The organism is Stenotrophomonas sp. C3(2023) (genome assembly GCF_032911385.1).
Classification (GTDB): Bacteria; Pseudomonadota; Gammaproteobacteria; order Xanthomonadales; family Xanthomonadaceae; genus Stenotrophomonas.
In genome coordinates this window covers 1,551,965-1,567,995 of sequence record NZ_JAWJLO010000001.1, presented here as the reverse complement: position 1 = coordinate 1,567,995, position 16,031 = coordinate 1,551,965, and the positions used below count along the sequence as shown (strand labels likewise).

At 65.0% G+C, this 16,031-nt stretch carries 9 protein-coding genes; 1 reads left to right on the top strand and 8 read right to left on the bottom strand.

The window, feature by feature from the left end:
* Positions 1-11: 11 nt before the first annotated feature.
* Genes RZA67_RS06790 through RZA67_RS06780 form a run of 3 tightly spaced genes read right to left on the bottom strand, consistent with a single transcriptional unit; the run spans position 12 to position 4,865 of the window.
* Complete coding sequence (locus tag RZA67_RS06790; protein WP_317211936.1) at positions 12-479, bottom strand: hypothetical protein; 468 nt, start codon at positions 477-479, stop codon at positions 12-14.
* A complete protein-coding gene (locus RZA67_RS06785; protein WP_317211935.1) occupies positions 469-2,373 on the bottom strand; it encodes a hypothetical protein in 1,905 nt (634 codons plus the stop codon). The genes RZA67_RS06790 and RZA67_RS06785 overlap by 11 nt, the downstream gene beginning before the upstream one ends.
* Positions 2,370-4,865 carry a type IV secretory system conjugative DNA transfer family protein gene (locus RZA67_RS06780; protein ID WP_317211933.1) on the bottom strand — a complete coding sequence of 832 codons (2,496 nt, stop codon included), beginning with the start codon at positions 4,863-4,865 and terminating at the stop codon, positions 2,370-2,372. The genes RZA67_RS06785 and RZA67_RS06780 overlap by 4 nt, the downstream gene beginning before the upstream one ends.
* 532 nt (positions 4,866-5,397) lie before the next feature.
* Here RZA67_RS06780 and RZA67_RS06775 point away from each other — a divergent pair.
* Positions 5,398-6,033 carry a DNA-3-methyladenine glycosylase gene (locus RZA67_RS06775; RefSeq protein WP_317211932.1) on the top strand — a complete coding sequence of 212 codons (636 nt, stop codon included), beginning with the start codon at positions 5,398-5,400 and terminating at the stop codon, positions 6,031-6,033.
* Between the two features lie 164 nt (positions 6,034-6,197).
* Here RZA67_RS06775 and ligD read toward each other — a convergent pair whose 3' ends face one another.
* The 5 genes from ligD to RZA67_RS06750 form a co-directional block, all read right to left on the bottom strand.
* Positions 6,198-8,744 carry a DNA ligase D gene (gene ligD / locus RZA67_RS06770; RefSeq protein WP_317211931.1) on the bottom strand — a complete coding sequence of 849 codons (2,547 nt, stop codon included), beginning with the start codon at positions 8,742-8,744 and terminating at the stop codon, positions 6,198-6,200.
* Between the two features lie 40 nt (positions 8,745-8,784).
* On the bottom strand, positions 8,785-9,777 hold the full coding sequence (locus RZA67_RS06765) for a Ku protein (protein ID WP_317211930.1): 993 nt from the start codon (positions 9,775-9,777) through the stop codon (positions 8,785-8,787).
* A 177-nt stretch (positions 9,778-9,954) separates the two neighbouring features.
* Positions 9,955-11,238 carry an ATP-binding protein gene (locus RZA67_RS06760; RefSeq protein ID WP_317211929.1) on the bottom strand — a complete coding sequence of 428 codons (1,284 nt, stop codon included), beginning with the start codon at positions 11,236-11,238 and terminating at the stop codon, positions 9,955-9,957.
* A gap of 163 nt (positions 11,239-11,401) precedes the next feature.
* Entirely contained in the window at positions 11,402-12,997 is a 1,596-nt protein-coding gene (locus tag RZA67_RS06755) for an alkaline phosphatase D family protein (protein ID WP_317211928.1), read from the bottom strand.
* An 11-nt stretch (positions 12,998-13,008) separates the two neighbouring features.
* A complete protein-coding gene (locus RZA67_RS06750) occupies positions 13,009-15,954 on the bottom strand; it encodes a TonB-dependent receptor (RefSeq protein ID WP_317211927.1) in 2,946 nt (981 codons plus the stop codon).
* Positions 15,955-16,031: the final 77 nt, after the last annotated feature.

The following is a 16,031-nucleotide window of genomic DNA, read 5'->3' as shown; positions in this document are numbered from 1 at the left end:
GGATGCCCATCTCAGCGGGCCCCGGCCGGGGATGTCTGGCGGATGATCAGTCGCTGCCCTTCCACCGCAAATGCCAGCTTCTGACCGAGATAGGCCCGTTCCAGCTGTTCCAGCGCATCGTTGAGGCCGACGCCGCCAATCAGGCTCGCGGCGCGGTGCAGTGCATAGTCCACCGGCGGCAGATAGACCAGTTCCAGCCCCGCATCGTCGGCCCAGCGCTGCAGCAGCACCCGCAGCGTCCCGTCCAGCGGGGTCACCGTGTAGGTCTGCGGCGTCTGCAGGGCGATGGCGTGTGTGGCGTTGGGATACCGGTTGACCGGCCGCCATCTGCCGCCAGCGTGGCCGGCGGTGCCCAGCGTCACAGTGCTGCAGCCGGCAGCGCACGCCAGCATGGCGAGCAGCCCCAACCTGAAGATCTGCGGCCACGCTGACCGCAGGGCCGCTCGATGCCGTCGGCTGCGCGATCGCTCAGTGCACATGAGCCGCCTCCTGCGCGCGGGCAGGTTGCGGGGAGAGCGCCCGCTCACCGGCGAAGGCGTGTTCGCGCTTCGCGTCAAGCTGGGCCGACTGCTGCATGGTGTCCTCGAGGGAAGGCGCCGGCGCCGCCAGATCGACGTGCGCGAAGTAGCCGGCACGTATCCCCACCAGCTGTACCTGGTTTCCCACGAGGTTCTTTTCGGCCAGCTGGTCGAGATCGCACATCCCGCTGCGCTGCGCATCCAGTACCAGCTCGGCGACTTTCTCGTGTCCTACCTGGTTGGGCAGCCACTGGCGCAGATGCTCGTAGAGCGCATTCTGCGGATGTGTGCGGTCCAGATACGTGCGCGTGGCCCGCCGCATGGCCTTGATGTCGCGCGATGCGGTTCCCGCTGCCAGCGCAGCTGCGGCGCCGGCCGCTTCGCCCATGACCACCGCACCGGCCTGCACCTGCGTGGCGCGGGCGGAGAGCGTGGACTGTCCACCGGCGAGCCGAGCACCCAGTGCCTGGGCTGCAAGGTGGGCATGCTCGCCTGCCTGCTGGCCCGCTGCCTGGATGTGGTCACCCAGCTGCGCGCCGAACTGCTGTGTACCTTCGCGCAAGGCATCGGCATCGTGCCTCGTGCGCACGATGGCCTCCCTGATATGCGTCTGTACGGCGTCGTTGCCATCGTGAGCGCGTTGCTCCAGGTGATTGGCCGCGCGTCGCAACGGCGCCTGCAAGGACGCGGGCGCCAGATCAGCCGCACGCCGCAGGCCCTCGGTTGATGTAGTGAGGGCGGTATCGCGCACCTGCGCGGACAACCGGTCCAGCGCGACATGGCCATCTCCCATCGCCTGCCGCAGCCGGGCGGCGCCCTCGCCCGCTGTCGCTGAAGCGGCTGCCGCGATGGCTCCGACATGGGAGCTGCTCCACGCCAGCGCATCGTGCGTGCGTTCGCCTGTCTGGGCGCTCATCCGGCTGGCCCGGCCGAGCATTGCCGCGTGCAGCTCCAGCGGGACGGCTGCAGCGTCGCCCGCTGCCCTGCCCAACAGGCCACCCAGGTGGGCGCCGAAACCGATCTGGCGGGCGATCACGCCGATCTCGTCACGGAACGCGGTGATTTCATCTGCGTGCCGGGCAGCGCGCGCGGCGGCCTGGGTGTCCTCAAGCACACTGTAGGGGTGCGGTGCGCCGCTGCGTGAGGGCAACCTGCTGAAGTGCTCGATGCCGTGCATCCAGACACCCTGCGCCGCAGCAGTGAGCAACGGGCTGCCAGGCTCCTTCGCGCCATGGCCATAGCCGCCGGCCCGACTGTGCAGAAACGCGATCTCGCTGGAAGACGCGTGGACCTCGACCCGGCCGAAGTGGGCGCTGGCGGCACTCACCACGTCCGTTGCCATGACATGATTGACGACCTGATCTCCGCCGGCAGGAATCCCGTGGGCCAGGCCCGCCGCGCCGTAGGCGTTGAAAGTCACCCCGCGCAGCCCGAAGCGGTGCGCGGTGAGTTGAGCCAGCGTGCCACCGAGGGAATGACCGGTAACGATGACCTCGATGGGGCTGCCGCCTACCTGCATTTCGTCTGCAGCTGTCGTCACAGCCCACTCGGTCAAGCGCGCCGCCGCTTCAAACTGGTCATTGGTCCGGCGCGTGACCATCTCGATATCGGTCATCACATCACGTCCGTCACGAGGCTGCGTGCCTCTGTGAACGACAATGATGTTGCCATCGCGTGGATCTCGAACAGCCACGCCCTGATAGCCGGACGGGCTGTGGTCCTCCTGACGCAGGACCGTATATTTGAGCCCGGCAGCTCCAACTCTGGCCTTGACGCCGTCGCGCTCGGGCTGAAACGGTTCGTCGCCATACACCAGATGCGCAAGGTCCGCGTAGTCTGCGTCACGAGCGATCATTGGATTGTCTCCCGCGCTTCGAGGATGACCGCGAACACTTCTTCATCCGGAAGAAGGAGCCGCGCGCGGTCGGGGCTGCCTATATGCAATCGATGGTCTGCAGATGCTGCCGTTGGGTATTCGATTCGTCGGCTGAAGTATGAGAGAGCCTTTCGACGTTGCTCATGGCCTTCATCGACATCCAACGATGAGCTGTAAATGGTCTCGTCATCGGCCCCGGTAGCGGACAGTGCGACGGTCGCGTGCATCGGTGACCAGTGGCATGGGTTCATGATTCCTCGCGGACCGTCGTAATCCATGTCCACCATCAGGTCTGCGTAGAAGGAGGCACTCCAAGTCGTTGCGTCCAACTGCGCGAATTCCAGATCTTCAAATGCCACCGGATGACCCGTTGCGCCCGCAAACCGGTTGGTGGAATAGATGCAGTCCGGCGCTTCGTACTGGACATGGCCACCCACTACCACCAGCGGGCCGGGCGGGTTGTGCAGCCGCACCGTGAGCAGCTGGCGCCGGGTGGGGTTGGGGTTGCGTGGATAGTGCTTTGGCTTGGAAGGAAGTGACCGTACGTAGCGGCTCTTGGCCAGCACCGGGTCTGCTTCCCCATCGACACCGGCAGCGCAACTGCCGAGCAGCGTCGCGGCGAGGGCTGCGCCGGCGACGGCAGGCAAACGGATCATGGGCTCTTCCTCTGGCAGCAATGGGAGTGCGACCTCGGACCGGCTCGACGTGGCGCCGAAGGCAGCCGCCGGACTGCGCCGGGCACGCCGACCGGCCAGGGCGGTGAGCGTCGGGCCCAACGCCTGCACGGTCTGCTCATTGGCAACCAGACACTGGCGCCGCAAGGCGCGCTCATGGTGTCTGTCCAGCGCTCTGCGGCACGTCGGGTGCGGCAGCTCACCGCCGGTCGCACCCGCTGCCAGGCCAACGTGTGTCTGCTCGAGCACCGGCAGTGCCGGCTGCACTTTTCCATTGCGCAGCATGCCGACCGCAAGGCGCCTTTCTGCGCGCAACCGTTCCAGCGTCTGTGCCGAACGAGGCCAATCCGCGTCATGTTGCACTGTCTGTTCGGCATCGTGACGGGGCAGCACGGTCGGCAGGCACGCAGCGACCGGAGGCGATGAGGGGACCGGCCGTTGCTGCAGCCCCACTGCAGGCAGCAGGCGCCGACGCAGAACGCGGTCCTTGAAGTACCAGTTCTTCCGGCAACGGATCGGCGCGCACCCCTCCAGGAAAATCAGCTGCTCATCACGCGGCAGCGCCTTGATCTCCTGCGGCAGCATCAACGGACGGCGCTCTTCCAGATCACTGACGGAGGTGTTGCGGCTGCGCAGGCTGAGGCCGCGGCTGCGCGTGCGCTGGCGGTGGCGCACGGTGCAGTCCCCCATGGCACGGCTGAACGCCTCGGCGTCCTCCTGCTCACGTGGCGTGAACACCAGGCTTGCCGCGTGATTGGTGAGAAAGTTCTGTGCATCGTCGGCGCCGTAGACGGCGCGAAGCTGCGCCTGGCTCTGCACGATCGCCAGGTCACGCACGCCATAGCTGGCCGAGACCGAGATCCGCCGCGCCCACACGTCGAGCCGCCCCATCGCGGTGAACTCATCCATGACCATCAGGACCTGATGGGTGATCGAGGCATCACTGCGCGCGTCGTGCTCCAGGTTGGCACCGATCACGCTGCTGAAGAACAGGTTGAGCAGACCGCCTGCCTCGTCGAGCTTGCGCGGTGGCACCACGACGTACAGGGTGATGCGCTGCCGACGCAGTGCGGCGACGTCGATGTCCGTGGCGTCGGTGGCAGCGGCCAACGCTGGATTGAGGAACTGCTGAAGCGGCACCTGGACGCTGGCAATCACCGAGGCCAGCGTGTCGTCGGGCAAGCTCACAAGGCTGCCAAGTGCGGCCCGGGTGGCAGCGCCGGCAACCGCCCCCTCCAGGACCTCCTGCAGATACCGCCGCACGCCATGTCCTGCGCCCGTGGTCTGCAGATAGAGGCGCGCCAGGCTGGGAAACGCGACGCTCTCATTGGGATCCAAGCTCGGGTTTCGCTGCCTCAGTGCATCCCAGTTCTCGAACATCAGTGAAGCGAACGCGACAAAGGCAGTGCGCGCCTGGTTGACCCAGAAAGGATCACCGCCGGGCCGTTCGGGGTACAGAATGGCAGCGATGGTCTGCAGTTCGGCAACACGCTGACCCTGCGGCATGCCTGCCATAGCCGTGAACGGATTGAAGCGTTGTCCGCGCGCCTGCTCGTCGTAGGGCGCCCATACCAGAATCGTTTGCCCACACCGGGCGCGGTAACCGCTGGTGAGGTCGTGCAGCTCACCCTTGACGTCCAGCACGACGGCCGAGCTCTCGTAGGTAAGAAGTACCGGCACCGCGACGCTGCTGGATTTGCCACTGCGCGTCGGAGCGACCATCACCACGTGCTGGGTGCCGTTAAGCCAAAGATAATGTCCTTTGTAGCGCCCGATCAGGATGCCTTCGCCAGGCACCCGCCGCAGCAGCCCGGCCCTGGCCAGATCCCGGCGCCGCGCCAGGCGGGCATCGCCATGCAGTGAATGCCGACGATGCCGCCATAGCGGGGTCAGCACGGCGCTCGCGGCGATCACCGGCAGCCCTACGCCTGTGACCACCCATAATTTGATCATCGCCGCGTAGGGCGCATATGCCGGCAGCGTTGCGGCGCTCAGATACCGCCAGCTGGTATGCCACTGCAGCGCGCTGGGATGACCGAACCAGACCAGCAGCAACCAGCCGGCCAGGTAGGCCCCCGCGCCCGCGGCGAGCATCAGAACCAAGGCAGATATACCCAGTTTTGCAGCTGACGAGGTCATGCGGGGGGCACACGTTCTTGGAGAGGCGTCTAGACTCTAGGCGGCGCTGTTCTCTTCAGATATCGGGTGATCTGCGGCCACAGCGAAGGAACTGGCGGCGCGCAAGGTACGGCTTTGCAGCGCCACGTCACCCCCGTGCGGAATGTCACCGGTGCGGGTCTGGAACCACTCTGCCACTGCAGGCATCCACATGTGCCGTGCACATGTGATGCCGGAAAATGGCCGCATGGATGCGCTACCGGCACTGCCCCGCGGGTTTTATCGCCGCCACCCGACCCGGGTGGCTCCGGAACTGCTGAACAAGATTCTGCTGCGCGAGGACGGCCGTGCCGCGCGCATTGTGGAAGTTGAGGCCTATGCTGGCGCCGAAGACCCTGCCGCGCACTCGTATCGCGGCATGACCGCGCGCAATGCCACCATGTTTGGCGAGGCCGGACACCTGTATGTCTATTTCACGTACGGCATGCATTGGGGCAGCAACGCGGTCTGCGGTGAGCCCGGCGAAGGCGTCGGCGTGCTGCTGCGCGCCGCCGAGCCCTTGGCCGGTCTGGCGCTCATGCGCTCATTGCGTCCGGCGGCCCGGCGTGACCGCGACCTGGCCAATGGGCCGGGCAAACTGTCGCAGGCCATGGGCCTTAACCGCAGTTTCGACGGGGGCGACCTGGTCAGTGGCGACCGCGGTGTGCGCATCGTCGATGACGGCCTGCCGCCGCCCGCCTCGCCGGTGGTCGGCCCACGTATCGGCATCAGCCGAGCGCAGGATTTTCCCTGGCGCTGGCATGTACCCGGTCACCCGTGCGTGTCGGCCATGCCGCGCAGGCGCTGACGCGCCGGGGAGACTGCATGGCGTGAATCGCAGCTCAGGTGAGCGGTGTCACCAGGGGAACCACTGCTGCACTCCTGCAACGTCACCAACGGTTGATGGTCACCGGCGGCTGCCGGCCTTGCATCGATGCAGGGCAAGCGGGTACTGCCGGGCAGAGCCCGGCGCTATGTTTCCCAGCGTGAGAGGTTCTGCTCAAGCTGGCCGATGCCCGCCCACGGGTCTTTGCGCCGCCGCTTCAGCTTGGCCGGCACCGTCTTCAGAGTGAAGGCATCAGGTCGGGTGAGCTTGCCCAGCTCTGCCCAGCTGATTGGCAGCGCTACAGGCGCACCCGGCCTTGCCCGCAGCGAATAGGAGGCTACTGCGGTTGCGCCGCGTCCGTTGCGCAGATAGTCAACAAAAATACGTTTGTCGCGCAGACGTTTGCTCGCGGTGGCAAGGAAACGATCGGGCTCGGACTGCGCCAGCGCAGTGGCAAACCCCTTGGCGAAACGTTTGGTCAACTCCCAATCACAGCCCGGGTTGAGCGGGACGACCACGTGCAGGCCTTTGCCACCTGAAACCCGCAGGAACGACTCCAGTGCAAGCTGCTTGAGCAGCGTGCGGATATCCCTGGCCGCCTTCTTGACCTCGGTAAAGGGTACACCCGGGCCAGGATCCAGATCGAACACGACCCGATCGGCCCGGTCGGGGTCTTCGGCGTGGCTGCCCCATGGGTGGAACTCAAGGCTGTTGAACTGCACCAGTTCAAGCAGGCTGGCCGCATCGCGTACGACCAGATAGTCCGCGTTGACGCCGCCCTCTTCCTTGAGCCGAACGGCATCGACCAGCTCGAGCCCGGCGGTATGGTGCTTCTGGAAGAAACAGGCCTTCTGGGTGCCGCTGGGGCAACGGATGATCGACAGCGGGCGGTCGATGACCTCGGGAAGAATGTGTCCCATCACAGCGCTGTAGTAATCCCATACGTCCTGCTTGGTGATGCCGTCGCCGGGGAAAAGCACCTTGCGCGGCGAAGACAGCGTGGGCGGCGTGCGCTCTGCACGGCGAGCCTGCTTTTTGGCTGCTCGGGCGGTTTTTGTCACCGCGCTCTCCCTTCGGTTCCGTTTTGTCGTCCGCGCGGCACGGTCGGAGTCGGCCAGGTCCCCGATGTCCTTGTCCAGCCGCAGCGCTTTCAGTGAAGGTTGACGCAGCAGCTGCTGGCGCCCGATACCACGATAAAACACCTCCACCACGAAGCGCGGTGCAAACCACTGTGCCGAACGTAGATCGGTATTCTGCGCAGGTACATGGACGGTCGGTGTGCGGCTGAGTTTGCCGGTCAACCGCTTGCTGAGCTGCGCGATGCGCTCGTCGGTAAAGCCGGTGCCCACACGGCCTACATACAGCCAGCCATGGGTGGGGTCGGGCCTGGCCAACAGCAGCGAGCCAAACCCTGTGCGGCTGCCCTTGGGCGCAGTAAAACCGACCACGGCAAACTCGTCACTGGCCAGCTGCTTGGTTTTGCGCCAGTCATCGCTGCGGCCCGGATGGTAGGCACGATCGGTGCGCTTGGAAATGATGCCTTCGAAGCGTTGCTCCCCGGCGAGCTGAAACGCATCCTCGCCACTGGCTTCGATATGCGAGCTGTAGGCCAGGTGCGTGTCCTGCCCTTCAAGCAGCTCCTCCAGAAGGGCCTTGCGTTGCAGCAACGGCGCGCCCGAGATGTCCACCCCGTCCACGTGCAGCAGGTCGAAGGCCACGTAGGCCAGCTTGCCTTGCCGCTCACCCGACAACGTGGCCTGAAGCAGGTTGAAGTCCTCCTTGCTGCCGCGCCCGGCGATCAACTCACCGTCGAGTACCGCATCGTTCAAGCCCAGGCTCGCGATCGCGTCGCGGATTTCAGGCACCTTGTCGGTCCATTCCAGCGCATTGCGCGACCACAGCCGCACGACGCGGTCGTGGATGATGGCCAGCAGACGGTAGCCATCCCACTTGATCTCGTGAATCCACTGCGGGCCTGCCGGGGGTGCATCCCCCAGCTTGGCCAGCTGCGGTTGGAACGGTCTGGGTGACAACACGGCGTTCGCCGCACTGTCCATACGCAATGCCTTCTTCGCCCAGTCCTTGCGGCGGCGACGCGGCGTGGGCGGTGCCCTGAGGTGCTTCTTGCCGGTTTTCCCGGCGCCGGCCCGCTTGAGGTCGGCCGCTGGCGGCGCGGTGACATCGCCCAGCAGGTCATCAGCTTCAAGCTTGCCTGCATAGGCGTCGTCGGCCTTGAACAGCAGCCATCGTGGCTGCCGCGCCGGCTTGCCGGAGCGGACCAGGTGCCAGCCGCCCTTGAGCTTGCTGCCAAACAACTCGAACCGAAGATGTCCTTTGGCCAGCTGGGCTTCCGGGTCACCCTCGGTCGCCCACACGCCATGGTCGAACTGGGCAACGTGGCCGCCGCCATACTGCCCCTTGGGAATCTCCCCCTCGAAGCTGGCGTAGTCCACCGGATGGTCTTCCACTTCCACCGCCATCCGCTTGACCTTCGGGTCATAGCTCGGTCCCTTGGGCACGGCCCAGCTTTTCAGTGCATCGCCGACCTGCAGACGGAAGTCGTAATGGCGTCGGCTTGCATGGTGCAGCTGTACCACAAACAAGGCGCGCTGTCCGGCGGGCACCGGCTTGCCCGGCTCCGGCTCGCGCGTCTGGTCGAAACGGCGTTTGCGGCGGTAATCGCTCAAGGACATAGGTCACCCTCTTCCCACACCACCGCCATGCAGGGCGGACTCAGGCACTCTTGCGCGCCCCTTTGGATGTCGACTTCCTGGCCGCCTTCTTGGCCGGCTTGCGGCTTGCCGCCTTCTTGGCCGGCTTGGACTGCTTGGACGCCTTGGACGCCTTGGACGGCGTTCGGGTCGGGGTGGACTTGGCCGCAGGGCTCTTGGCCGCAGGGCTCTTGGCCGCAGGGCTCTTGGCCGGTGTGCGCTTGTTGGTGTCCAGACTCTTCTGCAGCAGCGACATGAAGTCCACCACATTGGTGGTCGCGTCTTCGTGCGGTTCCGGCTCCTCGAAACGGGTAGTGGCACCGGCCTGCTTGACCCGCTTTTTGATGATCTCCGAGAGCCGCTCACGGAACTCGTCCTGGTAGCTGTCCGGCTCCCAGTCGGAGGTCATGCTGTCGATGAGCTGTTTGGCCATCTCCAGCTCCTTGGGGGCAACCCGGTAATCCTTGGCCGTGCCCTGCGGCAGGTTGTACTCATCCAGCGCCACCAGCTCCTGCGGGTAGCGCAGCAGGATCATGACCAGCGCATCGTCCTCAGGCATCACCGCGCAGATGTATTCACGGGTACGGATGACCACCCGTGCGATGCCGACCTTGCCGGTCTCCTTGAGCGTTTCACGCAGCAGGACATAGCCTTTTTCAGCCTTCTTGCCGGGCACGAGGATGTAGGGCTTTTCAAAGTAGCGCAGGCCGATGCTGCTGGCGTCGACGAATGCTTCGACGTCGATGGACTCATGGGTTTCCGGCGCCGCAGCAGCGATGTCGTCTTTCTCGATGACCACATAGCTGCCCTTGTCATACTCGAAAGCCTTGACAATATCCTTCCACGGCACTTCCTCGCCCGTGTCTGCATTGACTCGCTCATAACGGATCGGCTTCTTGTCACGCGAATCGAGCATGCGGAAGCTCAGGTCCATGCGGCGTTCGCCGGACATCAGCGATACGGGTACGTTAAGCAGGCCGAAGGAGAGAGAGCCGGTCCAGATGGGACGGGGCATGGCTGGCACCTTGTAGACGAGGTGCCTTATATGTAGGGGCGACACCGTCGGCCACGCGTGAACCCGGCGCGTCCACCGCACACGCGGATTTCACGCCGTGGGGCTGCAATGCGTGTACAGCAGACCGGGTGCCGGTTACCCCGGCGCCCGGCCATGACGGACGTGCGGCGGCGCCGCTCAGGCGTCGGGCACCTGCGGCAGCGCCAGTTCGAATCGAGCGCCCTTGCCCGGTGCGGACTGGACAGTCATGTAGCCACCGGCCTGGCGCACTGCACTGTGCACCTGCGGCAGCCCGAGTCCGGAGCCTTCACCGGCCCGCTTGGTGGTGAAGTACACGTCGAACACTTTGGACATTACGTCTTCGGACATGCCACAACCGGTGTCGCTCACGGTGAGCGTAAGGTACTGGCCAGCGGCCGCATCACCGGCCTCGGGCTCGCCGGTCACGGTAACGCGCCCGGTCTGGATGCGGATCTGGTCACCGGGCTCGCATGCATCACGCGCATTGATCACCAGGTTCATCAAAGCCCGTTCGAGCGTGTTGCGGTCCACCAATGCGCAGCAACCCGGCTTGCCGAGTTCGACGGTGATGTCCACCTTGCTGCCAACCGCCTGGCTCAGCAGGGGCAGCAGGTCGGTGACCATCTCATCCAGATCCACCGGCGCCGGTTCGTAGGGATGCTCCCGCGCAAAGCCGATCAGCCGACGCGACATCTCCGTGCCCTGATCCAGCGATTTCTGGGCAATCCCGAGATAACGGGCGCTTGTGCTGCTGAGCTCGCCACTGTCAGCAACAAGCTCCAGCGCCGCACCCGCTGACTGCAGGAAGTTGTTCAGGTCGTGGACCACACCGGCCAACAACTGGCCCACCGCTTGGCCTTTCTGCGCCTGCGCGGCAATCAGCTCGGCAGCCTGCTGCGCGGCCGTAGCCAGCCGCCTGCCCTCCTCGGCTTCGTGGTGGCGTAGCTCGAGCTGCTGGTAGGCCAGGTGGGTGGCGTGCAACCGGGACTCGACCGATTCCAGATTGCGGGCCAGCCCGTCCACCTTTGACTGGGCATCGAGCTGCTGCTGGCTGAGCGCAGCAGTCAGCAGCTCGACCGCGCGCAGGGCACGGTTTCTCACCGTCACATCCAGACTGACCGCCAGCAGACTGCTGACCTGGCCATCGGTGCGAAGCGGGCACACGCGCACCCGCCAATCGCGCGGCTCACCCTCGAAGTCCGGACAGGTCGATTCGAACTCGCTGCGTTCGCCGCGGCGTGCGGCCGCCATGGCATCCCTGACCATGGGCTGGGCCTGCAGCGGCCAGATGTCCACCCAGCGCCTGCCGACGACGGCAGACGCGTCGGGCGCGCGCAGGAGCTTGAGGCCATTGGGGTTCACATCCAGGACCATGCCATCAAGGCTGATCTCCTTGATGCACTCCCCTGAGAGTTCAACAATCTGCTTGTAGCGGTCCATCCGGCCGTGCTTTGAACCTTGGGGAAGGCCGCAGTATGACCTATCGCGGTGGACAGGAAATGATGATGGCGGGTCGGCCTGCCGGGCCCGAGCCAGGCGCTCGGCGTCGGCACGGGCGTTGCGCCTGCCGGTGATCGGCTGCCGCAGGCGCGCTGGGCCAGGCTCACGCCTCCTGCAGGCCCGGACGGCCGTGCTCGACCGCATAGCGGCGCCAGCGGCTCAGCGTCCCCCCGGGCTGCATGACCTGGTCGAGTATCTTCATGTCGCCGATCCAGTGCTTGTCGGTGACCTCGCACAGCACGTAACCACGTTTGTCAGTGACCGCTCTGAGATGCGGGCTGTGCCGCAGGGTGTTGCGGGCAAACTCATCCTCTCCCTGGCCGTCAGCGCCCGAGGTGATCGAGGTGGCCAGAAACTCGCTGGAGATGATGCCGCTGTCGCGGTTGTCCTGCACGAGGTCGCTGGCGTAATGGCGATGGGCATCGCCGCAGGCGGTTACCACATTGCCCTGCCCTGTGCGCTGGATGTGCTCGAGCAGTCGGCGACGGCTGTCCAGATAACCCGACCACTGGTCGTCGGAAGAAACAATGACCCCGTCTTTTTCGCGGGCGTAGTTGCCCAGCGAGACCTGGTGGGCGATGGTGTGCCAGCGCGGTGCGCGATCGGCAAGCCCGTCAAACAGCCACTGCTCCTGACCGGCCCCCACGATGCTGCGCGCCGGTGATTCGACCTGCGTGCGATCGGCAATGGGCACCTGCCGGCTGCGGTACTGGCGCGTATCAAGCACATGCAAATCCATGAGTCGCCCGAAACGGGCGCGTCTATAGAGCTGCATGTGCCCGTTGCGCGGCAGTGCGCTGCGGCGCAACGGCATGTTTTCGTAATACGCCTGGAAGGCCTGCGCCCGCCGCAGCAGGAAGACCTCGCTGGGGGTGCCGTCCTGGTCCTGGGCACCGGCCCAGTTGTTGTCCACCTCGTGGTCGTCGAAGGTCACAAACCAAGGTGCGGCTGCGTGCGCCGCCTGCAGATCGGGATCGGTTTTGTATTGCGCATAGCGACGCCGGTAATCGTCCAGCGTGTAGGTCTGCTCACCGACATGGTTGCGCAGATTGGTGAATGGCCGACCGTTCATGCTGCGCACCCCGGGTTGGCTGGCACCTTCGTAGATGTAGTCGCCGTAATGGAAGACAAAATCCAGCGGCTCTTCGGCGATATGCCGCCAAGCAGTGAAGTGGCCTTCTTCATAATGCTGGCAGCCTGCCACCGCAAAGCGCAGCAGATCGACGGGCGCGTCTGCTGCCGGCAGCGTGCGGGTCATGCCCACTGCGCTGTGATGATCTGCAACACTGAAGCGGTACCAGTACGGGCGCGCTGGCAGCAGACCAGCCAGTTCAACGTGCACCGCATGGCCCAGTTCCGGATGGGCCAGGCTTGCGCCGTGCTGCACCACCTGCCGCATCTGCGGGTCGGCCGCCACCTCCCAGTGCACCAGCAAGGGACGTGGGGGCATGCCGGACCCGAACTCCAGCGGCTGCGGCGCAAGCCTCGTCCACAGCACGGCGCCGTCGGGCGTAGGATCACCCGACGCCACCCCGACAGTGAATGGGCTGCTGGCAAAGCGCGGGGAGGTCCAAAGATTACGCGGCAGCAGCCCGGCGGCATCGCGTTCAGCGGCCAGAACCGATGCAGTGCCCAGCCAGGCACCCATCGCCGACAAGCCGGACAGGGCGAGAAAGCGTCGACGGTTCAATGTAGCCATGCCCGATCGCCTCAGTTGTAAATGATGTGGAAGTAGAAAAAGCGACCGTAGTCGTCGATCTCGGTGCGGAAGCGTCCGTTCGGGCCCGTGCTGTAGGTCGGCTGGGCGTTGAACAGATTCTTGGCTTCGTACTTGAGGGTGACGTGCCTGCTGATCCTGTGGCTGAAGGCCAGGTTGAAGGTCATGTACGGGTCGTAATAGGAGTCCAGCCACTGGGTGTCACCGAAATCGACCAGCATGCGGCTCCGATAGGTACCCGACACCCGCAGCTGTGCGTTGTGCCATGGCATGCGCCAGATCGCCGAGCCGTTCAACGACCAGTCCGGCTGGTACAGCAGCCGGTCCAGACGGCGCTCGGTTCCGTCACTGATCTGGTAGTTGGTCTGTCCTTCCAGGCGCGTGGCATTGAAGGACAGGTCGAAACGCTGCCGACCCCAACGCAGGTTACGGTTGGCGATGGCGAACTCGGCGCCCCGCAGCGTGGACTGCTGAGTGTTCATCGGCTGGGTGATGCGGTACCGCACATCGCCGATGTCCTGGAAGGTGGTCAGCGTATAGATGTCATCCTTGATGACCTTGTCAAACAGCGCCAGCGAGATGATGCCGTTGTTGCCGTTGAAGTAGCGCTCCCAGGCCAGATCAAGATTGGTGGCGCGGCGCGGGTCCAGCGCCGGGTTTCCCTGGCGGATGGTGCAGTAGCCGCCGCCCCCCTCGCCGTCATCGCCGCAGCTCATGTTGGAGGCCTGGGCGATGTTGCCCGGGGTCGGCCGCCCCAGCGTCTGGCTGGCGGAAAAACGCAGGCGCTGGTTGTCAGTCAGCTTCAGGCTGGCATTCAACGACGGCAGCAGGTTGCTGTAGCCGCCGCGGCTCTTCTTCAGCTCCGGGGTATAGGTCGTGCCGCCATCGCTGCTGTAAGGACTGAAGGCCTTGTAGGTAGTGTCGTCGTAGCGCAGCCCTGCCACCAGCAGCAGTCTGTCCCAGGCATAGTGCGTGGAAACGTACGCGTTGCGGATGTCTTCAACGTACTTGTAGTCACTGGTGAAATCGGCATTCGGGTAGGCGGCGTCGTTGCCCTTCAGCAGCGGCAGCAACGTCTCGGTGACCTTGCGGTTGTCAATCAGCGGGAAGCCGGGGACGGTGCCCAGCAGCGTGGACCCGGGATAGAGATAGTCGTTGAGCGTGGCGCTGGTGGTGTAGTAATCGAAGTCGACGTCCTGCCCGATGTTCAGGTGCCGATATTCCAGGCCCGCTGCCAGCCCGAAACCCTGCGCATCGGCATCAACGTTATGGGTAAAGTCAACGCGCAGGTTGTCAATGGTTTCTTTCGCGTCACGAGGAGAAATGTAGGCCTGCGCCGGGTTGAGCTTGAACGCCGAGCTGGTCAGCAGGCTCGGGTCGGAGACATCTACCGCGTTGGGAAAGCCGTGACTGTCGTTGGCATAGTCGACAAGAAGGTTGCTGGGATAGGCACGTACGCCCCAGTACACCTGTGTGTTGTCGAAGGTCTCTTCGGTGTGGCCGGCACGCAGGCTGAGCCTGGAGGTCTCACTGAGATCCCAGTCGAACGCAGCGATCGCTCCACGGTTGGCGCGGTCCCACCGGTCGTGGCGGTTCTTGATGTAGATGCTGTTGATCTGTGTGGTTCCGCTGTCCCCGGTCTGGCCCCGCAATGGGAACTTCGCGTTGGAGTACAGGTCGGTCTTGTTCATCGTCGAGTTCTCATAGAACCGGTACGAGTACAGCAGCAGCGATGCGTAGAAGGGGTCCTCCGACGGTCGCCACTCCAGCTTGGCCGAACCGCCGAAGGTGGTGATGTAGTTGGTGTAGGTGCCGGTACTGAAGTTCCCAGGCGCACGCAGTCCATTCCAGCCTGCAAGCGTGCCCGGGTCCGTGCTGCCGTCGGTGAGATACTTGCCGTTGTCGTCGAAGTAGTAATTGGTTTCAACCCAGCGCTTGATGCTGTTGCGCGAGCGCTGCTCATACCGCGCCACCGCGACCACGCCAAACTGGTCGTCGGCACCGAACTGGTTGGAGTAAACGCCCTTGGCGCTCTTGCCGAAGTGCCCCAGCGTCTTGTGATCTCCGCCGGCGCTGCGGCCTACGTCGGTGTCGGCCGTCGAGTAGATGCCCGCCACGTCGGCGAAGACATACCTGCCGGAGCGATCGAACGCACTGCGGCTGATGATGTCGATGACGCCACCAATCGCATCTGGCGCCTGCTCGGCGCTGAAGCTCTTGTAGATATCGGTACGCGTGCCGATGTCGCTGGGGATCAGCTGCAGGTTGTTGCGACGCTCGCCCGAACCGCTGTTGCCGACGCTGGCGATGGCAATGCCGTCCAGGGTGGTGTAGTTGAGGTTTGCCTGCACGCCACGAACAGTCACGAAACGCGGCTCGCCGGCGTCCTCCACAGCGCTGATACCCGGAGCAGCCATCAGGCTCTCGGCCAGCGTCTCATCGCCGTAGCTGTCCATCTCATCGTAGATGACCGAGTCCTTGATCACCGACGCTTGCCGCTTCTGATCAATGACTTCGTGCGCGGCGATGACCTGTACTGCGTCAAGTGTTGGCGCTGTCCGCCCGTGCTCAGCGGTCGGGCGCGGCACCGGCGCGGACGCTGCAGGCGCCTTTGGAACCGCAGGCGCAGGATCAATCGCGATGACCTTGCCCTCCACCACCGACCAGCTCAGTCCCGTTCCTGCCAGCAACGCGGTCAGCGCCTGCTTGACGGTGGCGCCCTGCGGCACCGCAGCGGCCATCGGCACGGCACCGCTGGGGGAGTAGAGGAACTGCACGCCCGCGCTGCGCGAGAGTTGACCCAGCGCCCGTGCCAGCGGCTGCGCCGCGATGGGCTCGGCCAGCGTGGCATCCAGTGGCGAAGCCGGCGCCGCCATGGCCGGGCTGGCCGCACACAGTGAAAGAGCAAACATCATCGACACGTAGAGCTTGTTGCGCATCTGGGTTCCTTGGGAAGGGCAAGCCTGGCCACGCCGGTGATCGACGGCAGCATCTGCCAAGTAAGAGCGCCCGAGCG